Source organism: Saccharomonospora piscinae (assembly GCF_005862235.1).
In the GTDB taxonomy this organism is placed as follows: domain Bacteria; phylum Actinomycetota; class Actinomycetes; order Mycobacteriales; family Pseudonocardiaceae; genus Saccharomonospora; species Saccharomonospora piscinae.
Genome location: NZ_VCEK01000003.1, coordinates 930,900 through 952,364, shown reverse-complemented (window position 1 = coordinate 952,364; position 21,465 = coordinate 930,900). Strand labels below are relative to the sequence as shown.

Here is a 21,465-nt window from a genome sequence, read left to right as displayed (position 1 = left end):
CTCCCTACAGGTCGAACGCGGTGCGCAGGTCGGCCATCGACTCGTCCAGCAGCGCGAACCATTCCTCGGCCGAGAACGTCACCCTGTCGGCGTCGTGCGTCTCGGAAACGGGCCGGTCCTCCGCTCCGGACTCCGCGTCGAGTTCGTCCTCGCCGGGCGTGGTGCCCGTGTCCTCAGCCGTGCCGTCGGAGTGCTCGTCGGACTCGGTGTCCTCGGTCTCCTTCGGTGACTCGGCCTCGGCGTCCTCGGCGCTGTCGGGCTCCTCGAGGCCCTCGGTGTGCTCCGCGTCGTCAACATCCTCGGCGTCCTGGGTGTCCCCGGCGTCGTCAGCGTCGTCAGCGTCCTCGGCGTCGTCAGGGTCCTCGGCGTCCTCGGCGTCGTCAGGGTCCTCGGCGTCGTCAGCGTCCTCGGCGTCGTCCGTGTCGTTCGTGTCGTCCGCGCCCTCGGCGTCCTCGGCGTCCTCGGCGTCCTCGGTCAGCGGGGTCGTGGCCGCGAGCGGTCGTACCTCCGTCGGCTCTGTGACCACGTCGAGCACCTGTTCGTCGTGGTCCACGACCGGGACAACTCGGGTGTCCCCACTGTCGGCAGGAGACGCCTCCTCGGCGGAAGCCTGGGGCCGCTCGCGGTGCTCGCGGTGCTCCGGGCTGTCCGCGGCGCCGCCACCCGTGGTGGCGCCGTCGAGCATGCCGGGGGCGACCGCCTGGCGCACCGGCAACGCCAGCGACGCGGGCGCAGGCGACGGCCGGTCGGCAAAAAGCAGTCCGCCCGTGGCCAGGGCCAGGGCTCCGCTGCCCGCGGTCAGTCCCGCGGTCAGGCGCAACCACAGGCGACGCTTGCCGCGCGGATCATGAAAGATCGGCTGGTCGATGTGCGCCGGGGTGTCCCCGGCGGCTCCGGACTCGATCACGGTGCGGTCCTTCCTACTGTGGGCTGGGCCGGTCGCGGGCCCTCCGCCAGCGACCGGGTGAAGGCATGCACGGGTTGCCGGATCCCGCTGCAGTGGCCGACAGCGGTGGGCAGACCGGGGCAGTCGCCGTTGTCGCGGCCCAGCGACCAGAACCCGAGGAAGCCCACCGCGCGGTCGGTGGCGAACTCGCGCAGTGCTCGCGCGTCCGCCCGTGTGGTGACGGGTCCGGTGTCGTTGCGGCCCGCCATGAACGTCAGGCCGAGCCGGGCATAGGCGTCGGACCGGTCGGGCAGCCGCCACAACCGTTGGAGCTGGCTGGTCACGCGTTCGGCGGCGGCGAACAGCGTCCGGCGCCAGTCGTCACGCTGCGGCAGGTTCATGATCATGGCATTGGCCGTCACGGGAACGTCCCGGCGGTCCAGCGCTCGCAGGAGGGCCAGCGCCTGCGAGCCGAGTCCGGTCTCGGCGTCCCGTACCGGCACGGTGACCACCAGCGAGACCCCGTGACGTTGCCGCGCGAGTGCGAGCGCGGAGGCCACTCGCTCGACGGGCACCGGCCGCTCGACGTCGACGTCCAAGGTGTCCGCCCCGGTGAGCGACAGCGCACGGCCGTAGGCGTCCGCGAGCTGATGCGGCGTCGAACACGCGTGTTCGAGGTAGCGACCTCGGGCGCCGCCGGAGGCGACGGTCAGGGCGCCACCCGCGTCCCGGACCTGCTGGGCCTGCGCGAGCAGCGCCTGGTCGGCCACCGCCCGGCCCTGGCTCCACCGCGGCGCGCAGTGCCCTTCAGCGGCGAGGAGGAACGACAGCACGAACCGCCGCACACCGGTGGCCGCCGACACCTCGGCCAGCGCGGGCAGCGCACCGCCCACGTAGACGTACGGCGCGACCGAGCCGATGGCGGGCGCGGGCGGCGGCGAACCACACGCCCCGAGGAGGAACAGTGCCAGCACGGCACACCGCGCTGAAGCGCTGCCGACGACGGACGACCGGCGACGGACACCGGAAGACACGGCTCTGTTTCCCTCCTCCGACGAGATTCGAGGTGCCGTGAGCGACGGCCCCGGCACGCTGTGCGACCACGTCCGGGCACACGTGGGCGGCAGGGCTTGCCGAGCCAACCACTGTCTGTGACCGTCCGAGGTGGACGTGATGAGAGCCCGCAACGCGCGGACACACCAGAATCTACGGACGCCGGAGAGCGCGGGTCAACGCCCTTTCCGGGCGAAACACCCGATTGCATTGTCTACAGTAGACGCTATAGCAAGGGCGGCGCGCACGACGTCGCCACCCGGTCCGCGTACGGTCCGGGTGGCGTTCGTGCTCGGCGATCAGCGGGGTGACTCGGTCCTGCGTCCTCCCGTGCCCAGCAGGGTGCCCAGCGCGATCATCCCGACGCCCAGCCCGAGGTGGAGCCAGTCGTCCGCGGCGTTGAGCGGAACGAAGTTCGCGGTGGACTCGGCACCCACGATCAGGCCGTAGATCCAGAGCGCCAGGTAGATCGCACCGCCACCGACGAGGTACCCGCGCGCCGCCGCGGCGGTCCTCATCAGCGCCAGCCCGGCGATCCCGAACGCCAGATGCACGAGGTTGTGCAGGATCGACACCTGGAAGACACCGAACAGCATCGCGCCGGATTCGTGGCCCGCGAACTGCATACTGCCGTAGTCGGTAGTCACCCCTGGGATGAAGCCCAGGACACCGACCAGGAGGAACACCGCACCCACGACACCGGCTGCCGACTGCACCGCCGGGCGCGAACGGGTTCCGGCCGCCGCGCGGAACGGGTGCGCGGACGAGTAGGTCATCGTTGTTCCCTCCCTACGGATGAGTCGAGTTCCCGCTCACCGGGCTTTCACACCTCGTGACCGGCCGCGTCCCGGACGGGAATCACCCGCCCGGGCACGGCGCGGGCGAGCCCGTCACGGCTTGAGGACCACCTTCGTGTAACCCTCCTCGCGACGGTCGAACCGGGCGTAGGCGTCGGGGGCGTCGTCCAGTGGACGGCGCTGCGACACCACGAAGCTCGGCTCGGCCCGGCCCTCGATGATGAGGTCACGCAACTGACGGTTGTACGACTTCACGTTCGCCTGGCCGGTGCCCATGCGCAGGCCCTTCTCGAAGAAGCGCCCCATACCGATCAGCAACCTGCCGTGCTTGGCGTCCTCGGTGGGACCGCCCGGGTCCTTCGGAAGGTAGAGCCCGACCACGCCCAGCGACCCCGTCGGCCGCACGGTCTCGATCAGGTCGTTGAGCACCACGGCGGGCTGCTCCTCGCCCTCGGGGACCGTCGCCTGGTAGCCCACCGCGTCGATCCCCCGGTCCACGCCGCCGTCCGTGCGGTCCACGATCTGTTCCGGCGCGCTGCCCTTCGTGAAGTCGATCGCGACCGCGCCGATCTCCTCGGCGACCCGCAGCCGGTTGGGCACCCGGTCCACCACGAAGACCTGCGAGGCGCCCCGCAGCACCGACGAGTACGCCGCCATCAGCCCGACCGGGCCCGCGCCGTAGACGGCGACGGTGTCGCCCGGCGACACCCCGGCGAGCTCCGTCGAGTGATAGCCCGTGGGGAAGATGTCCGCGAGCATCGCGAAGTCGTCCTCGTGCTCGTCACCCTGGGGCAGTTGCAGGCAGTTGAAGTCGGCGAACGGTACCCGCAGGTACTCGGCCTGGCCGCCCTTGTACGGGCCCATGCCGACATAGCCGTACGCGCTGCCCGCGAAGCCCGGATTGGCCGTGAGGCAGAACCCGGTCCTGCCCGCGAGACAGTTGCGGCAGAAACCGCACGCGATGTTGAACGGCAGCACGACGCGATCGCCCTGCTTCACCGACACGACACCCGAACCGACTTCCTGGACGACACCCATGTTCTCGTGGCCGAACACGATGCCGGGCTCGGCCACCGTGCGGCCCTCGTACATGTGCAGGTCAGAGCCGCAGATCGCCGTCGTGGTGACCCGGACGATCACGTCGGTCGGGGCTTCGATCCTCGGGTCCTCGACCTGCTCCACCTGAATTTCGTTGGGTCCCCGGTACACCACTGCTTTCATCTCGTCCTCCCTGGTCACGGCATGCCGTTCGGTATCGACTACCCGGGTGAATCCGAGACATGCAGGGCCGCGCATCCGATATCGGGGCTCGCCGCGCCCGGTTTTCTGTCGGAGCCGTCTGATAGTTCATCCGTGACGGACGACACCGAACGTGTGATCGATTTCTGCTCCGCGCCGATCACTGGTTCGGTGGAACTGTCGTGGACTGCCGTGGCGGGGTGTCACCGCCGTGACCTCGAAGGAGACCGTGATGAGCCGGGTACGGGTTCTCGTCGGCACCCGCAAGGGTGCGTTCGTCCTCACCTCGGACGGACGACGCGACGACTGGGACGTGAGCGGGCCGTTTTTCGCAGGGTGGGAGATCTACCACATGGCCGCGTCACCGGCCGATCCCGACCGGCTGTACGCCTCGCAGTCGGGCGGCTGGTTCGGGCAGGTCGTCCAGCGGTCGGACGACGGAGGACTCACCTGGAACCCGGTCGGCAACGAGTTCACCTACGTGGGCGAGCCGGGCACGCACCAGTGGTACGACGGCAGCCAGCGACCGTGGGAGTTCACCCGCGTCTGGCACTTCGAACCCTCCCCCACCGACCCCGACCGCGTGTACGCGGGGGTCGAGGACGCCGCACTCTTCCGCACCGACGACGGCGGCGAAACCTGGCACGAACTGCCCGGTCTGCGCACCCACGAGTCCGGGCCCTCGTGGCAGCCCGGCGCGGGCGGGATGTGCCTGCACACGATCCTGCTCGACCCGCGCGACGAGCAGCGCATGCGGGTCGCCATCTCCGCGGCGGGAGTGTTCGGCAGTGACGACGGCGGCGCCAGCTGGTCACCCGCCAACAAAGGGCTGGTCACGGACGGTATTCCCGATCCGGATGCCGAGGTGGGCCACTGCGTCCACAACCTGGCCCGCCACCCCGCGAGGCCGGACACCCTGTTCATGCAGAAGCACTGGGACGTCATGCGCTCGGACGACGACGGCGCGAGCTGGTACGAGATCAGCGGCGACCTTCCCACCGACTTCGGCTTCCCGATCGAGGTCCACGCCCACGAGCCCGACACCGTGTACGTGGTGCCGATCACCAGCGATTACCTGCACGTCCCGCCGGACGGCCGGCTGCGCGTGTACCGCAGCCGCGGTGGTGGCCACGAGTGGGAGCCGCTCACCAAGGGGCTCCCGCAGCAGCACTGCTACGTCAACGTGCTGCGCGACGCGATGGCCGTCGACACCCTCGACGACTGCGGTGTCTACTTCGGCACCACCGGAGGGCAGGTGTACGCCTCACCCGACTCGGGGAACACGTGGAACGCCGTCGTGCGGGACCTGCCGCCGGTGCTCTCGGTGGAGGTGCAGACGCTCCCATGATCCGCGTGACGCTACCGCCGCACCTGCGCAACCTGGCCAGGATCGACGGTGAGGTGAAGCTCGACCTCCCGGGCGAGGCGACGCTGGGTTCGGCACTGGACGCGCTGGAGCAGCGCTACCCGGTACTGCGCGGCACGATCCGCGACCACACCACTCTCCGCCGCAGGGCGTTCGTGCGGTTCTTCGCGTGCGAACGGGACCTCTCCCACGATCCGCCCGAGACACCGCTGCCCGCCGCCGTGGCCGACGGCAGCGAACCGCTGCTGGTCATCGGTGCGATGGCGGGCGGGTGAGCGGGCCGGCGCCCGGGGCGGCCGTCAGTCGACGAGGACCGGCAGTTTCTCCACTCCGTAGACGATCGAGGTCTTACGGAACTCGAGGTCCTCCACGGGCACGGCGAGCCGCATCGACGGGAACCGCCGAACCAGCGCCGGGTAGGCGGCGCGGAGTTCCATCCTGGCCAGCTCCGCGCCCACACACCGGTGTACCCCGTAGCCGAAGGCGAGGTGCTGCGAGGGCGGACGGGTGCCGTCGAAGATCTCCAGGCTCCGGCCCAGTTCGTCGTCCCGGTTCACGCCGCTCAAGGACACCAGGACCATGTCGCCCTGGCCGATCGTCACACCGCCGATCTCGACGTCCTCCCGGGGGAACCGGGGGAACGCCACCTGCACCACGGTCAGGTAGCGCAGGAGTTCCTCGACGAAACCGTGCACCGCGCCGTCGTCGTCGTGGACCCGTTTGAAGGCCTCCCGGTCCCGCAACAACACGAGAGCGCCCAGCGACAACATGCTCGCGGTGGTCTCGAAGCCACCGGTGAGCACACCGTCGGCCAGCCCGGCGAGCTCACGATCGTCGATCTCGTCCCCATGCTCCTTGATGATCATGCCGATGAGGCCGTCACCGGGATTCTCCCGCTGCTGCCGCACCACCTTCAGGAGGTACTCCAGCGACTCCGAGATCGCGCCCAGTGACGCCCCCGCGCCGCCGAAGAGGTCGAACCGCTGCACCGCCAGGTGCTGGAACTCGTCCCGGTCCTCGTACGGCACTCCGAGCAGTTCGCAGATCACCAGGGACGGGATCGGCAGCGCGAACTCCTCGACCAGGTCCGCGGGTCCGTCGGTCGCGGCGATCGCGTCGAGGCGCTGCGACACGATCTCCTCGATCCCGGGCTTGAGCCGGGAGAGGCGGCGCATCGTGAACTCCGGCGTGAGGAGCCTGCGCAGGCGGGTATGCACGGGCGGGTCGGCGAAGCCGAGCCCACCGGGATTCTCCTCGGTCGTGCCGGTCATTCCCGCGAGATTCGCGAAGTCGTTGCTGAACGTCTTGGCGTCACCGAGCACGGCCTTCGCCTCGGCGTGCCCGGTCACCAGCCACACGTTCAGCCCGAAGGGCACCGGCAACTTGGCGACCGGTTCCTCGGCCCGCATCCGCCCCAGCTCCGGCACCGGGTCCAGCACGTCGCGGCGCAACGGCATCAGCACCCCGTCCGGCAGCAGGGTGAGTTGCGAGAGGTCGAGCCCCTTCTTCTGCACGCGCTTGACATAGCGGCGCGTGGCCCACGACGTGATTCGAGACCGGAGATTCCCCACGGGCGCCAACAGTATCAACCGGGCAGGAGGGCCCGAGGGGACATCGCGCAAATCGAGGCGGACTTCCCCCGACGACGAGGCCGGAGTCGCGCACCCGCCCTCAGGCAGCCCCGGGAACGTGTACCTGGATGTCGGCGAGCAGCTTGGGCACGAGTTCGTCCAGCTCCATTCGCCTCTCGACGGTCGCGAACTGCGACGGTGTGGTGCGGGTCGCGACCCTCGGCGGCGTCAGGAGGCTACAGCAGTCCTCGTCGGGCAGCGTCGAGATCTCGGCGGTGCCGATCCGGCGCGCCTCCGCGATGATCTCCTCCTTGTCCCACGCCACCAGCGGGCGCAACAGGGGCAGCGAGGTGACCTCCTCGACGGTCGCCATGTTGGCCAGGGTCTGGCTGGCCACCTGGCCGAGACTGTCGCCCGCGACCAGCCCGTGCGCACCGACTTCACGAGCCAGCGCGTCGGCGGTGCGCACCATGAGCCTGCGCTGGGCCACGACCTGGAGCTTGCCCGCACCGGCCGTGGCCAGCGCGCGCTGGGCGTTGCCGATGGGGATCACGTGCAGACGCGAGCCGCCCTGGAACCGGTCGAGCTGCCGGACCAGTGCGTACGCCTTGTACGTCGATGACGGCCCGGTGAGCGGAGCGCCGGTGAAGTGGACGAAGTCGCAACGCAGTCCCCGCCGCATGGCGCGGTAGGCCGCCACGGGCGAGTCGTAGCCACCCGAGAGCAGCACCAGCGCACGGCCGCTGGCGCCCACGGGCAGGCCGCCCTGCCCGCGCTCCTTGTGCAGCGAGACGAACACCTCCCGCTGGTCTGCCTCGACAGTGATCTCCACTTCCGGGTCGCTGAGGTCGACGGGCCAGCCCCACTGCTCGACGACGTGGCTGCCGATCCGCGCGGCGAGCCGCTCCGAGTTCAGCGGGAACGTCTTGTCCCTGCGGTGCGCGCGGACCGCGAAGCGGCGCGGTCCCACCCGGTCCGGTCCGCCGAACCGCTCGGTGAGCGCCTGCGACACCGTGGCCAGGGCGTCGTCCACGGAACGCCCGGTCCGCCACGCGGGCTGCACGACGCTGACGCCGATCACGCTCCGGGCGCGGTCCATCAGTTCGGACATCGGCGCGCCCGAGAGCACCACGACGCCGGGTCGTTGCGAGATCCGCACGGGTGCGGACGCGCCGTCCACCGCGTGCCGCAGGGCGTCGCGCAGGTACTCCTCGAACTTGCCGCGGTTGCGCCCCTTGAGCATGAGCTCGCCGTATTTCAGCAGTACGCACGGCCGAGCCATCCGACTACCTCCCTGATCACCCGGAATTTCACCGGAACGATACCGAGGCTCACCCGGCGGGCGACACGGTCGGTACCTTTCGCCGCTGTGTCGGGAGATCGGCATCCGCCGGCGAACCCGGGTCACCGGCAGCCGGTGGTGAGGTCGTCGCCTCGTGACCGGGTACCGCGGCGACTCCCTCCCGTCCCGTGCGATCGACGGCCACCTCGTCGGGCAGCGGTTCGACCAGCGGCAACGCTCCGGCCAGTGCCTCCCTCGCCGTGCGCAGATCGGCGGCCGCCCGGCGACGCGCCTGCTCCAGGGTGTGCACCCGCGAGGTGGCCTCCGCCACGATCCGGTCAGCGCGGGACGCGGCGTCCGCGACGATGCGATCGGCCGCGGCCTTCGCGGCCTCCTCGTGGCGCGCGATGGCGCGGTTCACCTCGTCGCGCCGCACCGCCAGGTTCCTCGCGAAGTCGCGTTCGAGCTCCTGCCTGCGGCGGACGGACCGCTCGTCTTCCTCCCGGCGGGCGCGCTCGGCCGACTCCGCCTCGGCGGCGGCGTCGGCCTTGAGGCAGCGCACCAGCTCACGGTGCTCGGCCTCCAGCTCCGCCTCGCGTGCCCGCAGTTCGGCCTCCCGAACGTCGAGTTCGGCGCGCCGCTGTTGCGCTTCGGCATGCGCGGTCGCGAGCACCTCGTGAGCTTCCTTCTGCGCGAGATCCACCATGCGCCAGAGGCGCTCCGAGAGGCCGTCGCTGGAGACCGGAGCACGGCACACGCGATCGAGGCTCTGGCGCAGCTTCGCGTTCTCGTCGCGCAGCGCCGCCAGCTCGGCGGCCTGGCCCCGCACGTACTCCGCCGCGGCGTCGCGGTCGGCGGTGACCTCACGCAGGGCGCCGGACAACTCCGTGAACCGCCGTCTGACCTCCGCGCGGTCGAAACCGCGCCACGTGACGCGAAAGTCGTCGTGCTGTGGTGTCCACCCGTTCCAGCTCTGCCCGCTCGTCATACCCACCTCGCCCGGCGTCAGTGCGAATGGCCAACCTTAGCCCTATTGATACGCCAAGCGTAGTAAGGGCTTCGTTGCCTCCCGCGCCGCAGCGAGCACAGTGGACGATCCGGCCGGTACCGACGAAACGGGCACCGTGGTGGGGCTTCGCCGTTGAAGCCTCACCACGGTGCCCAGGTGGGACGGCTCAGGGCCGTGTCGTGAGCGCGGGCTCCGCCCGCGGCGAACGCAGTCCCAGCCGATCCACCAGCTCCCGGGTGGCCTTGGACCGGTTGAACGTGTAGAAGTGCAGCTCCGGTACCCCCTCCCGGAGCAGCCGCTCACACAGCTCCGTGATCACGTTGAGGCCCTCGGCCCGGAACGCCTTGGGGTCGTCGCTGAGTGGGTCGAGCCGCTCCGTCAGCCACGCGGGCGGCGTGGCACCGGAGAGCTCGATCGTCTTGCGCAACGTCTTCGGTGTGGTCAGCGGCATGATGCCCGGCAGCATCAGTGCGTCGCAGCCCGCCGCCGCCACGCGGTCGCGCAACCGCAGGAAGTCGTCGGCCTCGAAGAACAGCTGCGCGATGGCGAAGTCCGCGCCCGCGCGCAGCTTGCGCACCAGGTAGTGCGTGTCCGTCTCCAGGTCGGGCGAACGCGGGTGACCGTACGGGAACGCCGACACCCCGACGCAGAAGTCGCCCAGCTCGCGGGTCAGCCGCACCAGTTCCTCGGCGTAGTGCAGACCCTCCGGGTGCGCCACCCACTCCCCCATCGGGTCTCCCGGTGGGTCGCCCCGCAGCGCGAGCACGTTGTGCACGCCCACGGCGGCGAAGTGGCCGATCACGTTGCGCAGCTCCGCCACCGAGTGGTTCACCGCCGTCAGATGTGCCATCGGCACCAGCGTGGTGTCGGTCGCGACCCTGGCGATGTTGCGGATGGTGCCCTCGCGGCTGGTCCCACCAGCTCCGTAGGTGATGGACATGTACGCGGGGTCAAGCGGCTCCAGCTCGCGGATCGACCGCCACAGGATGGCTTCGTCCGCCTCGTCACGGGGCGGGAAGAACTCCACCGAGAACGTCGGGCGATCCGAGCCGTTCAGCCGGTCGGCAACCCTCCGCACGATCAACTCCCTTCGGTGCCGGGAGGGCCACCGTCGACACGGCCGCAGCCGAGGCCCACCGGTGGCCCTCCCCGCCGACTTTCCGTCAGTACCGGTAGTGCTCGGGCTTGTAGGGCCCCTCGACGTCGACACCGATGTAGGCCGCCTGCTCCTTCGTCAGCTTGGTGAGCTTGACGCCCAGGGCGTCGAGGTGCAGCAGCGCGACCTTCTCGTCCAGCTTCTTGGGCAGCACGTAGACCTGCTTGTCGTACTCGCCGGGCTTGGTGAACAGCTCGATCTGCGCCATGACCTGGTTGGTGAAGCTGTTGGACATGACGAAGCTCGGGTGGCCGGTGGCGTTGCCCAGGTTCAGCAGCCTGCCCTTGCTCAGCACGATGATCGAGTGACCGTCGGGGAAGACGTACTCGTCCACCTGCGGCTTGATCTCGACGTGCTTGACGTCCTGCCGCTTCTCCAGGCCCGCCATGTCGATCTCGTTGTCGAAGTGGCCGATGTTGCCCACGATGGCCTGGTGCTTCATCCGCGCCATGTGGTCCGCGGTGATGATGTTGAAGTTGCCGGTGGTGGTGACGAAGATGTCGGCCGTCTCCACCACGTCGTCCAGCAGCGCCACCTGGTAGCCGTCCATCGCGGCCTGCAACGCGCAGATGGGGTCGATCTCGGTGACGATCACCCGCGCGCCCTGGCCGCGCAGCGACTCGGCGCTGCCCTTGCCGACGTCGCCGTAGCCGCAGACCACGGCGACCTTGCCGCCGATGAGCGTGTCGGTGGCGCGGTTGATGCCGTCGATCAGCGAGTGGCGGCAGCCGTACTTGTTGTCGAACTTCGACTTGGTGACCGAGTCGTTGACGTTGATCGCCGGGAAGAGCAGCTCGCCGTCCCTGGCGAACTCGTACAGGCGGTGCACGCCGGTGGTGGTCTCCTCGGTGACGCCCTTGATGTCGGCCGCGACACGGGTGAACCGCTGCCCGTCGGCCGCGAGGCTCTTGCGCAGGGTCGAGAGGATGATCTTGTACTCGTCCGGGTCGTCCGCAGCGGCCTCCGGCACGGCACCCGCGGCCTCGAACTCGACGCCCTTGTGGACGAGCAGCGTCGCGTCACCGCCGTCGTCGAGGATCATGTTCGGGCCCTGCTCGCCGAACTGGAAGAGCTGGTCGGTGCACCACCAGTACTCCTCCAGCGTCTCGCCCTTCCACGCGAACACCGGCACGCCCTGGGGCGCCTCCGGAGTGCCGTTCGGGCCCACGACCACGGCGGCGGCGGCCTCGTCCTGGGTGGAGAAGATGTTGCACGAGACCCACCGCACCTCGGCGCCCAGCGCCACCAGGGTCTCGATCAGCACGGCGGTCTGCACGGTCATGTGCAGCGAACCGGCGATCCTGGCGCCCTTCAGCGGCTGGGAACCCGCGTACTCCTTGCGAGTCGCCATCAGGCCGGGCATCTCGTGTTCCGCCAGCCTGATCTGGTGCCTTCCGGCCTCGGCCAAAGACAGATCGGCAACGGCGAACTCGAGGCCGTTCACCTTCTGCAACTTCGCGCTCATAGTTTCCTTTCTCGACGTGGGAGTGTGCCCACTGTTCAGGTGTTGAAGTACTTGGCCTCAGGGTGGTGGGCCACGATCGCATCCGTCGACTGCTCCGGATGCAGCTGGAACTCCTCGGACAGCGTCACGCCGATCCGCTCGGCATCCAGCAGTTCCACGATCTTCGCGCGGTCCTCCAGGTCCGGGCAAGCGCCGTAGCCCAACGAGAAGCGGGCGCCCCGGTAGCCGAGCTTGAAGTACTCCTGCACGTCGGCCGGGTCCTCGTCGGCGACCTGCGCTCCCGAGGAGAACCGCAGCTCCTGGCGGATGCGGCGGTGCCAGTACTCCGCCAGCGCTTCGGTGAGCTGCACGCCGAGCCCGTGAATCTCAAGGTAATCGCGGTACGCGTTCTTGGCGAACAGCTCGTTGGCGTAGTCGGCGATGGGCTGGCCCATCGTCACGAGCTGGAGGGGAAGCACGTCCACCTGCCCGTCCCGCTCCGCCTGCTCCTTCGGCCGGAAGAAGTCGGCGAGGCAGAACCGGCGGTCCCGGCGCTGCCGGGGGAAGGTGAACCGCAGGCGCTCCAGCGCGTCGGGCTCGTCCTTCTCCAGCACGACCAGGTCGTTGCCCTCCGAGTAACACGGGAAGTAGCCGTACACCAGCGCGGCGTGCGCGAGGATGCCCTGGGTGGACAGCTCGTCGACCCAGGCCCGCAGGCGTGGCCGCCCCTCGGTCTCCACGAGTTCCTCGTAGGACGGGCCCTCACCCTTCTTGGCTCCCCGCAGGCCCCACTGCCCGAAGAACGTGGCCCGTTCGTCGAGCAGCGACAGGTAGTCGGCCACCGCCACGCCCCGGACCACCTTGGCACCCCAGAAGGGCGGCGTCGGGACCGCGACGTCGGCCTCGACGTCCGAGCGGGTCGTGTCGTCGAGGCTCGGCTCGGGGTCCTGTTCCGCCTTGCGCTTCTCGGCGATGCGCAGCGAGCGCTCCCTGCGGGCCTTGCGTTCGGCCTTCTTCTCCTGCTCGGCGGCGTCCTCCTCCGGAGCGTCACCGCGCTTGACGGCCATGAGGCGGTCCATCAGCCGCAGACCCTCGAAGGCGTCCTTCGCGTAGCGGACGTCGCCCTCGTACACCTCGTCCAGGTCGTTCTCCACGAACGTCCTGGTCAGCGCGGCCCCGCCCAGCAGGACCGGGTACTTCTCCGCCACGCCCCGCGAGTTCATCTCCCGCAGGTTGTCCTTCATGATGACCGTGGACTTCACGAGCAGGCCGGACATCCCGATGGCGTCCACCCGGTGCTCCTCGGCGGCGTCGAGGATCGCGTTGATGGGCTGCTTGATACCGATGTTGACGACGTCGTAGCCGTTGTTCGACACGATGATGTCCACGAGGTTCTTGCCGATGTCGTGGACGTCGCCCTTGACGGTGGCGAGCAGCAGCCTGCCCTTGCCGTCGTTGTCGGTCTTCTCCATGTGGGGCTCGAGATGGGCCACCGCGGTCTTCATGACCTCGGCCGACTGCAACACGAACGGCAGCTGCATCTGTCCCGAGCCGAACAGCTCACCCACGACCTTCATGCCGGCGAGCAGGTTCTCGTTGACGATCTCGAGTGGTTTCTTCTCGGCCATCGCCGCGTCGAGGTCGTCGTCGAGGCCGTTCAGCTCGCCCTCGACGATGCGCTTCTCCAGGCGCTCGAACAGCGGCAGCTTCGCCAGCTCCTCGGCCCGCGACGCCTTCGTCGACGACGCGGTCTTGCCCTCGAACAGCGCCATGAGCCGCTGCAGCGGGTCGTAGTCGCCCTGCCGCCGGTCGTACACGAGATCGAGCGCGACCTGCTTCGGCTCGTCCTCGATCTTGTTCATCGGCAGGATCTTGGACGAGTTGAGGATGGCCGAGTCCAGCCCCGCCTCGCGGCACTCGTTCAGAAAGACCGAGTTGAGCACCTGCCGGGCGGCCGGGTTGAGGCCGAACGAGACGTTCGACAACCCGAGCGTGGTCATCACCTCGGGATGGCGCTGCTTGAGCAGGCGGATCGCCTCGATGGTCTCCAGCGCGTCCTTGCGGACCTCCTCCTGCCCCGTGGTGATCGGGAAGACCAGGAGGTCGATGATGATCGACGACGTGGTGAGGCCCCAGTTCGTCGTCAGGTCCTCGATCGCGCGCTCGGCCACCCGCAGCTTCCACTCGGCCGTGCGTGCCTGGCCGTCCTCGTCGATACAGGTGACGACCACGGCGGCGCCGTGTTCCACGGCCAGTTCCAGCACCTGCTGGTAGCGGCTCTCCGGCCCGGTCCCGTCCTCGTAGTTGACCGAGTTGATGGCACAGCGGCCACCGAAGTGCTCCAGCCCGCTGCGTACGACCTCGGGCTCGGTGGAGTCCACCATCACCGGCAGGGTCGAGGCCGTCGCCAGCCGCGACGCCAGCTCGCCCATGTCGTCCGTGCCGTCGCGCCCGACGTAGTCCACGCACAGGTCGAGCATGTGCGCGCCCTCGCGCGTCTGCGCCTTCGCGATCTCGACACAGTCGTCCCAGCGCTGCTCGAGCATCGCCTCGCGGAACTTCTTCGACCCGTTGGCGTTGGTGCGCTCGCCGACGTTGAGCAGCGAGGCGTCCTGCTCGAAGGGCACCGACTGGTAGACCGAGGACACGGCGGGCAGGTGCTTCGGGCTGCGCTGCTTCGGCGGCAGCGACCCCACGGCGTCGACGACGGCCCGCACGTGCTCGGCGGTGGTGCCGCAGCAGCCGCCCACCAGGCGCGCGCCGAAGTCGGTGACGAAGGTGGCCAGCGCCTCAGCCAGCTCGTCGGGGCGCAGCGGGTACTCGGCGCCGTTCGGTCCGAGTTCCGGCAGCCCCGCGTTCGGCATGACCGAGATCGGCACGCGGGCGTGGTCGGACAGCACCCGCAGGTGCTCGCTCATCTCGGCGGGACCGGTGGCACAGTTCATGCCGATCAGATCGATGCCCAGCGGCTCCAGCGCCGTGAGCGCGGCCCCGATCTCGGAACCGACGAGCATGGTGCCCGTCTGCTCCACCGTGACCTGGGCGATGATCGGCACGCGGCGGCCCGCGGCGGCCATGGCCCGCTTCGCGCCCACGATCGCCGCCTTCGTCTGCAGCAGATCCTGCGACGTCTCCACCAGCACCGCGTCGATGCCGCCGTCGAGCATCCCCAGCACGTTGTCGACGTACGCGTCGCGCAGGACGGCGTACGGCGCGTGGCCGAGGGTCGGCAGCTTCGTGCCCGGCCCCATCGAGCCGAGCACGAACCGGGGCTTGTCCGGCGTGGAGAACTCGTCGGCGCACTGCCGCGCCAGAGCCGAGCCCTTCTCCGCGAGGTCCCGGATGCGGTCGAGAATGTCGTACTCACCGAGGTTGCCGAAGTTGGTACCGAACGTGTTCGTCTCGATGGCGTCGGACCCGGCCTCCAGGAATCCCCGATACACCGCCTGGACGACGTCCGGGCGGGTCTCGTTGAGGATCTCGTTGCAGCCCTCGAGCTGCGCGAAGTCGTCGAGGGTGAGGTCGAACTCCTGCAGGGCGGTGCCCATGCCGCCGTCGGCGACGAGAATCCGCCGGTCCAATTCGGCGAGAAACCGACTGTCCATGTTCACACCCGCAGCTTGGATTCGATCTCGGCCGCGGCGTCGTTGCCGTAGGTCGTGGCCACCCGCTTGGAGAATTCCGCCCGGTCCAGGGTGTATTCCTGCGTGCCGACGGTTTCCAGGACGATGGCCGCCAGGGTACACCCGACCTGCGCCGACCGTTCCAGTCCGAGCTTGGCGTGCAGGCCCCACAGGAAGCCGGCGCGGAACGCGTCGCCGACCCCGGTCGGGTCGATCTCGTCGGCCACCGTCAGCGCGGGCACGGCCAGCGCTTCGGCGTCCTTCGACTCGATCCGCACACCGTCGGGACCGTAGGTCTTCACCCAGTAACCGACCCGGTCCAGCACGTCGGCCTCGGACCAGCCGGTCTCCTTCAGCAGCAGCGACGTCTCGTACTCGTTGGTGAACAGGTACGCCGCGCCGTCGACCAGCATGCGGATCTCGGGGCCCGCCATCCGCGCCAGCTGCTGTGACGGGTCTGCGGCGAACGGGATGCCGCGCTGGCGGCACTCCTCGGTGTGGCGCACCATCGCGGCGGGGTCGTTCGGCGCGACGATCACCAGGTCGAGGCCACCGATCCGGTCGGCCACGACCTTGAGCTCGATGTCCCGCGCCTCCTCCATGGCCCCCGCGTAGAAGGAGGCGATCTGGGCCTGCGACTCGTCGGTGGTGCACAGGAAGCGCGAGGTGTGCCGCTCCTGGGACACGTGTACCGACGCGGTGTCGACACCGTGCCGCTCCAGCCACGAACGGTAGTCGGCGAAGTCCTTGCCGACGGCACCGACCAGGATGGGGGTCATCCCCAGGCTGCCGAGCCCGAACGAGATGTTGGCGGCCACACCTCCCCTGCGGATGTCGAGCTGGTCGACCAGGAAGGACAGCGACACCTTGTCCATCCGGTCGGCGACGAACTGGTCGGCGAACTTGCCGGGGAAGACCATCAGGTGGTCGGTGGCGATGGAGCCGGTGACGGCTATGCGCATGCGGGCACACTCCTCGTGGGGGCGGGTAGGCCGCGACCCGGCCCCGGTGGGCCGGGGCCGGCGAACGCGTGCGGGCGGCGGGTCACGGTGGGCAGGGCGGACGGCGGTGACATGCCGTCCGCCCCGCCCGAGCCGGGACAGGAGGGAAAACGGGTGCGGGCCTGCCGCTCAGGCCTTCGCCGCGTCCTTGAGCGCCGGCGCCTTGTCGGTGCGCTCCCAGGGCAGGTCGACGTCCGTGCGGCCGAAGTGGCCGTAGGCCGCCGTGGGCGCGTAGATCGGGCGCAGCAGGTCGAGATCGCGGATGAGCGCGGCGGGGCGCAGGTCGAACACCTCGCTGATCGCGGCCTGGATCTTGGCGGGGTCCACCTTCTCGGTGCCGAACGTCTCGACGAACAGCCCCACCGGCGCGGCCTTGCCGATCGCGTACGCGACCTGGATCTCGGCGCGGTCGGCCAGTCCGGCGGCCACGATGTTCTTCGCGACCCAGCGAGTGGCGTAGGCGGCCGAGCGGTCGACCTTCGACGGGTCCTTGCCCGAGAACGCGCCACCACCGTGCCGCGCCATCCCGCCGTAGGTGTCGACGATGATCTTGCGACCGGTCAGGCCCGCGTCACCCATCGGGCCACCGACCACGAACCGGCCCGTCGGGTTGATCAGCGTCCTCGGCTCGCCGGCGTCCCACCCCAGCGCCTCGATCTCCGGGGTGATCACGTGCTGGAGCACGTCCTTGGCCAGCATGCCGTCGAGGTCGATGCCCTCGGCGTGCTGGCTGGAGATCACCACGGTGTCCAGCCGGACCGGCTTGTCGCCGTCGTACTCGATGGTGACCTGCGTCTTGCCGTCCGGGCGCAGGTAGGGCACCGTGCCGTTCTTGCGCACCTCGGTGAGTCGGCGGGACAGCCGGTGGGCCAGCGCGATCGGCAGCGGCATCAGCTCGGGCGTGTCCGAGCACGCGTAGCCGAACATCAGCCCCTGGTCACCCGCGCCCTGCTTGTCCAGCTCGTCGAGCGCGTTCTCCAGCCGCGACTCGTACGCGGTGTCGACGCCCTGGGCGATGTCGGGCGACTGGGAGCCGATCGCCACGTTCACACCGCACGACGCGCCGTCGAAGCCCTTCGCCGACGAGTCGTAACCGATCTCCAGAATCCGGTCCCGAACCAGCGTGGGCACGTCCACGTAGGCGTCGGTGGTCACCTCGCCCGCCACCTGGACCTGCCCGGTGGTGATCAGCGATTCCACCGCGACCCGGCTCCTCGGGTCGGCCGCGAGCATCGCGTCCAGGATGGTGTCGCTGATCGCGTCACACATCTTGTCCGGGTGGCCCTCCGTGACGGACTCACTGGTGAACAGCCTTCGGTTCGCAGTCACTATGCTTCCTCGTCCTTCCTCGGTGACAGTCGCCGTTCTTCTCCGCTACGCACGTCAGGCCCGCACGTGGAATATGCCCCACGCGAGGTTACCGGCCCGTCCACCCTCGACCCAGTTCCTGAGACCGGCCTTCATGCGCGTGAGGTAGGTCTCGCTCACCAGGGCGGAGAGGTCGGCGTGGCGGCGTTCCGTCTCGGCCAGCACCCTGCCGTAGTGGGCGGCCAGCTGCGCACTGTGGTCCTCGAAGTCGACGCGAGCCAGACCGAGCCTGCCGAGTTCCCTGCGGTAGAACTCCGGCGAGCCCATGCTGTCCAGGTGCAGCCGGTCGAGGATCGGCCGCAGCGAGGCCCGGTCACAACCGTCGGCCGCCATCGGGTCGGTGAAGACGAACTCGCCCTTGGGCTTCAGTACCCGGGCGACCTCCTGCAGCACCCGGACGCGGTCGCCGCTGTGCAGCATCGCGTCCTGCGACCACACGACGTCGAACTCGTTGTCCTCGAACGGCAGGTCCTCGAACGACCCGTCCACGACCTCCACCAGGTCCGAGCATCCCTGCTCCTCGCTGAACCGGCGGTTGCGCTCGTTCTCGACCTCGCTGAGGTTCAGGCAGGTGACGTGAGCGCCGAAGGTCTTGGCGAGGTAGCGCGCCGCGCCGCCGTACCCGGATCCGATGTCGAGCACCCGGGTGGCCGACGTGATACCCGCGGTGGCCGCCATTCGCTCGACGGTACGCCTGCTCGCGGCGGCGATGTCTTCGTCATCGTGCTCATACAGGCCGACGTGGATGTCCTCCCCGCCCCAGATGGAGTAGTAGAAGTTGTCCGCGTCGTCGGAGTTGTAGTAGTCGCGGGCCACGTTCACGGCGGCCGAGTACCGGGCGGTCTCGTCGCCGTCCACCGCGTAGTTCTTCTCGGCCACGTGGATGAGGAAGTCGGGATCGTCCTTGACCTGGTGCGTCTCCTGGAAGTCACCGTAGGTCTCGACCCGCTGGAAGCCCACCTCGCGCAACAACCTGCGCGTGTAGTCCTTGCGCAGCGGGAACATGTTGAGGTGGTACTGCGAGTCGTCGGGGAACCGGTAGCGGAACCGCGCGAGCCCGTCGTCCATGTACTCGGGTTCGGCCGTGACCTCGTCGCCGCAGTAGTAGTACGTGTGCTTGCTGGAGAAGCCGTTGTCGAGGATCGCGTCGTAGTTGCGCTGGTCGAGGATCAGAACGCCGTCATGCTTGAGCACCGCGTAGAACTCGGCGAGCGCCTTGCGCCGGTCGCGCTCCGAGAACAGGTGCGTGAACGAGTTGCCGAGACACACCACAGCGTCGAACTGGCCGTGGATGTCCTTGTTGAGCTGACGCCAGTCGGCGTGGACGACCCGCAGGATGTGCCCGCCGTAGGTCAGCCCGTTCTCGAACGCCTTCGCCAGCATCTCGGCACTGCCGTCGACGCTGACGGTGTCGAAGCCCTCCTCGATGAGGCGTACCGAATGGAACCCCGTCCCGGCGGCGACGTCCAGCACGGACCGGACACCACGCGACTTGAGCAGGTCGACGAAGAAGCTGCCCTCGCTCTCGTAGCGCTTCTTCCAGTCGATGAGGTCGTCCCACTTCTCGACGAATCCCTTGACGTACTCGTTGGTGTAGTGGTCGGTGTCGCGAACGGTCAGGGGGTCCGAACCGAACTCCTGTGCCGGGTGTGCCTCGATCTGGACCTCGTCACTTCCCACGGTGCCGGCCTCTTTCACCTCTGCTGGACCAGACCTCGAATCCTTCATCACGCATCCCTTCCACGTTCGGCCACAGTGCACACTCCGCGAACCGCGTCACACTTATCGCGCCATTCCTCCTCGCCGCCGGGGCGCGCCGGTACGCGCGCATTTATCACGCCGAAAAAACGCACACGCGAACACCCGGACCATCGTCGACATCGCGCCCTCGCGGAGGAGACGGTCCACACGCGCACGGAGCCGGTCGTCGCCACGAACCGTCCATTCGGTCCTCAGCCGGCCGAGCCTGATTGCAGCACATCCTCGTTGATCCCCGCAATACGGCCGAACCCAATCTATTGAACACTTGACGAAAAAGGCAATGGGTCGATTGCGTGATCCACCGGCTCACCCGACGTATACCGTCCGCCGCGCCGCGCCGCCGGTCGGCGACCACTCCACACCACGGCTTCGACGCCGTCACCTGCGACAAAACCGGTGGTAGTCGGGCCGCGGGGAGTCCGGGGCCGCGACTCGTCAGGCAGGCGTACCCCTGCGGACAACCGACTCCGAACCTCACCCGGCCGGAGCAGCGTCGCCTACTGCCGGTATCGAGAATTGACACCCGGGGTGATCATTTAGGCCGTCGGTGTGATATCCGTCCCCACTTTAGTTTCGTATCGTATACGGCAACAGGTTGCGCCATGAACAACGTGCCCACCGGGCGATACACCCAAGGTGATAGTGAGCACCACCGACGGTAGACAACGATCCCGTTATCTTTCACGTGAGATCGAGAACGGGCACCGCGACCGATCCGGATAGCGCGCCCGAAGAATAATCGGAAAAACCGAAGAATCGGGAGCGAAAGAGAATCCGAAAAGAGAGACCTCCCGGCAGGTGTCCCGGCGCTGCTGGGGGTTCAGCACCGGGACACCATCACCGCCGGTGCGCCGTTGGGGAGGGATACGGGCGCACGGCGAGCCGACAGAATGTGACACAGTCCGTCGGCTGCGCGTCGAAGCCTACGGGAGCACCCAGGGCTTGCACAGGTTGCCGCCGACCGGCATTCCGCTCACCGGAATGCCGGTCAGGCCCGGCTCGTGAACGCCTTCCAGACGGACACCGCCGCCCTGCCGAGCACCTCGGCCACCGCGGCCGGTTGTCCCGCGTCGGACTCCGTGCGGTCGTAGTCGTCCCACAGCGCCGTGGTCGCGCGCGGCGCGAGAGTCAGCGCCGGATGCACCCGCCATCCCTCCACGTCCACATACCCGTCGTCGGCACGCAACCGGGTCACTTCGGCGGCCTGTACGCCCGCGTCGTCGACCACGGTCGCGGCCAGCTCAGCCGCCCGCGCCTGAGCCTCACCCGGACCGGCCAGGCACAGCACCCGGTGCCGCACCCGCCACAGGGTGAGCGAGGAATCGCGGACGTACACGGGAGCGTCGTCCTCGGTGACCGGAGACAACCGAGACAGCCGAGACAGCGGAGACAGCGGAGCCGTGGCACAGTCCGACATCCACCGCAGCCGTGCGGCGGCGAGTGCCTGGACGTAGGCGGCGACGTGGGCCCGCTCCAGCGCGCCGTACGGCGCCGGATCGTGGTGCGCGACCGCGCCGCCCGGATAGGTGGTCGGCGACCCGGCGGCTCCGGGTTCCGGCAGGCCCGAGGCCCGCAGGATCGGCACATCGCCGATGCGGTGCTGAGGCTGCCGTACGTAGCGGGTCAACCGGAGGGCCGCGTCGTCCGCGTCCCGCGCGGCGGCGTGGACCACAAGACTCACCACCCAGAGCCGGGCGTGCCGCCCCCGCCGCCGGTGTTCCCAGTGCTCGACGTCCTCGACGTCGAGCCGAAACTGCCGCGCGTCGGCGGTGGACGTCCCCGGCCACGCGACAGCTCGCGCGCGGGCGTGCGCCACCGCCGCCGTGAGCGGCGCATCCTGCCCTCCGCCACAACCAGTACTGCCAGCACCGCCCACGCGCAGGCCCCCCAGCCGTCGTCACTCGCCGGT

16 protein-coding genes are annotated in these 21,465 nt (G+C 69.3%); 2 read left to right on the top strand and 14 right to left on the bottom strand.

What is annotated here, in order from left to right; all coding sequences use genetic code 11:
• Positions 1-4: 4 nt before the first annotated feature.
• The 4 genes from FFT09_RS22950 to FFT09_RS15600 form a co-directional block, all read right to left on the bottom strand.
• Positions 5-907: a hypothetical protein gene (locus FFT09_RS22950; RefSeq protein ID WP_081191169.1), complete on the bottom strand. Its 903-nt coding sequence runs from the start codon at positions 905-907 to the stop codon at positions 5-7.
• Positions 904-1,860, bottom strand: a complete 957-nt coding sequence (locus FFT09_RS15610; RefSeq protein ID WP_244231375.1) for a glycoside hydrolase family 18 protein — start codon at positions 1,858-1,860, stop codon at positions 904-906. The genes FFT09_RS22950 and FFT09_RS15610 overlap by 4 nt, the downstream gene beginning before the upstream one ends.
• 378 nt (positions 1,861-2,238) lie before the next feature.
• Complete coding sequence (locus FFT09_RS15605; RefSeq protein ID WP_081191171.1) at positions 2,239-2,715, bottom strand: DUF4383 domain-containing protein; 477 nt, start codon at positions 2,713-2,715, stop codon at positions 2,239-2,241.
• Positions 2,716-2,829: 114 nt separating this feature from the next.
• Positions 2,830-3,957 carry a glutathione-independent formaldehyde dehydrogenase gene (locus tag FFT09_RS15600; protein WP_138383100.1) on the bottom strand — a complete coding sequence of 376 codons (1,128 nt, stop codon included), beginning with the start codon at positions 3,955-3,957 and terminating at the stop codon, positions 2,830-2,832.
• A gap of 250 nt (positions 3,958-4,207) precedes the next feature.
• Here FFT09_RS15600 and FFT09_RS15595 point away from each other — a divergent pair, with 250 nt between their 5' ends.
• Both FFT09_RS15595 and FFT09_RS15590 read left to right on the top strand, forming a co-directional pair.
• Positions 4,208-5,323 carry a WD40/YVTN/BNR-like repeat-containing protein gene (locus FFT09_RS15595; RefSeq protein WP_024877692.1) on the top strand — a complete coding sequence of 372 codons (1,116 nt, stop codon included), beginning with the start codon at positions 4,208-4,210 and terminating at the stop codon, positions 5,321-5,323.
• Positions 5,320-5,616, top strand: a complete 297-nt coding sequence (locus tag FFT09_RS15590; protein WP_024877691.1) for a MoaD/ThiS family protein — start codon at positions 5,320-5,322, stop codon at positions 5,614-5,616. Before FFT09_RS15595 ends, FFT09_RS15590 begins: the two co-directional genes overlap by 4 nt.
• 24 nt (positions 5,617-5,640) lie before the next feature.
• Here FFT09_RS15590 and FFT09_RS15585 read toward each other — a convergent pair whose 3' ends face one another.
• The 10 genes from FFT09_RS15585 to FFT09_RS15540 form a co-directional block, all read right to left on the bottom strand.
• Positions 5,641-6,912: a cytochrome P450 gene (locus FFT09_RS15585; protein WP_081191172.1), complete on the bottom strand. Its 1,272-nt coding sequence runs from the start codon at positions 6,910-6,912 to the stop codon at positions 5,641-5,643.
• Positions 6,913-7,012: 100 nt separating this feature from the next.
• Entirely contained in the window at positions 7,013-8,194 is a 1,182-nt protein-coding gene (gene thiI, locus FFT09_RS15580) for a tRNA uracil 4-sulfurtransferase ThiI (protein WP_081191173.1), read from the bottom strand.
• Between the two features lie 49 nt (positions 8,195-8,243).
• Positions 8,244-9,182 (bottom strand): coiled-coil domain-containing protein, encoded by a 939-nt coding sequence (locus FFT09_RS15575; RefSeq protein WP_138383099.1) that lies wholly within the window; start codon positions 9,180-9,182, stop codon positions 8,244-8,246.
• A gap of 187 nt (positions 9,183-9,369) precedes the next feature.
• A complete protein-coding gene (locus FFT09_RS15570) occupies positions 9,370-10,281 on the bottom strand; it encodes a methylenetetrahydrofolate reductase (protein WP_024877687.1) in 912 nt (303 codons plus the stop codon).
• 85 nt (positions 10,282-10,366) lie between these two features.
• The gene (ahcY, locus tag FFT09_RS15565; RefSeq protein WP_024877686.1) at positions 10,367-11,824 is read right to left on the bottom strand and encodes an adenosylhomocysteinase; all 1,458 of its coding nucleotides are present in this window, start codon (positions 11,822-11,824) and stop codon (positions 10,367-10,369) included.
• A 35-nt stretch (positions 11,825-11,859) separates the two neighbouring features.
• The gene (gene metH / locus FFT09_RS15560) at positions 11,860-15,408 is read right to left on the bottom strand and encodes a methionine synthase (RefSeq protein ID WP_138383231.1); all 3,549 of its coding nucleotides are present in this window, start codon (positions 15,406-15,408) and stop codon (positions 11,860-11,862) included.
• A gap of 2 nt (positions 15,409-15,410) precedes the next feature.
• Positions 15,411-16,388, bottom strand: a complete 978-nt coding sequence (locus tag FFT09_RS15555) for a carbohydrate kinase family protein (RefSeq protein WP_138383098.1) — start codon at positions 16,386-16,388, stop codon at positions 15,411-15,413.
• Positions 16,389-16,556: 168 nt separating this feature from the next.
• Positions 16,557-17,756 (bottom strand): methionine adenosyltransferase, encoded by a 1,200-nt coding sequence (metK, locus tag FFT09_RS15550; RefSeq protein ID WP_138383097.1) that lies wholly within the window; start codon positions 17,754-17,756, stop codon positions 16,557-16,559.
• Positions 17,757-17,810: 54 nt separating this feature from the next.
• Complete coding sequence (locus FFT09_RS15545; RefSeq protein WP_138383096.1) at positions 17,811-19,523, bottom strand: glycine/sarcosine N-methyltransferase; 1,713 nt, start codon at positions 19,521-19,523, stop codon at positions 17,811-17,813.
• 1,021 nt (positions 19,524-20,544) lie between these two features.
• A complete protein-coding gene (locus FFT09_RS15540) occupies positions 20,545-21,372 on the bottom strand; it encodes a hypothetical protein (protein WP_138383095.1) in 828 nt (275 codons plus the stop codon).
• Positions 21,373-21,465 lie beyond the last annotated feature (93 nt).

Bases quoted from the DNA above. Each gene is read 5' to 3' on its own strand.
- FFT09_RS15595 (WP_024877692.1), top strand. From the start codon at position 4,208: ATGAGCCGGGTACGGGTTCTCGTCGGCACCCGCAAGGGTGCGTTCGTC.
- FFT09_RS15590 (WP_024877691.1), top strand. From the start codon at position 5,320: ATGATCCGCGTGACGCTACCGCCGCACCTGCGCAACCTGGCCAGGATC.
- FFT09_RS15575 (WP_138383099.1), bottom strand. From the start codon at position 9,182: ATGACGAGCGGGCAGAGCTGGAACGGGTGGACACCACAGCACGACGAC.
- metH (WP_138383231.1), bottom strand. From the start codon at position 15,408: ATGGACAGTCGGTTTCTCGCCGAATTGGACCGGCGGATTCTCGTCGCC.
- FFT09_RS15600 (WP_138383100.1), bottom strand. From the start codon at position 3,957: ATGAAAGCAGTGGTGTACCGGGGACCCAACGAAATTCAGGTGGAGCAG.
- FFT09_RS15545 (WP_138383096.1), bottom strand. From the start codon at position 19,523: ATGAAGGATTCGAGGTCTGGTCCAGCAGAGGTGAAAGAGGCCGGCACC.
- ahcY (WP_024877686.1), bottom strand. From the start codon at position 11,824: ATGAGCGCGAAGTTGCAGAAGGTGAACGGCCTCGAGTTCGCCGTTGCC.
- thiI (WP_081191173.1), bottom strand. From the start codon at position 8,194: ATGGCTCGGCCGTGCGTACTGCTGAAATACGGCGAGCTCATGCTCAAG.
- FFT09_RS15555 (WP_138383098.1), bottom strand. From the start codon at position 16,388: ATGCGCATAGCCGTCACCGGCTCCATCGCCACCGACCACCTGATGGTC.
- FFT09_RS15605 (WP_081191171.1), bottom strand. From the start codon at position 2,715: ATGACCTACTCGTCCGCGCACCCGTTCCGCGCGGCGGCCGGAACCCGT.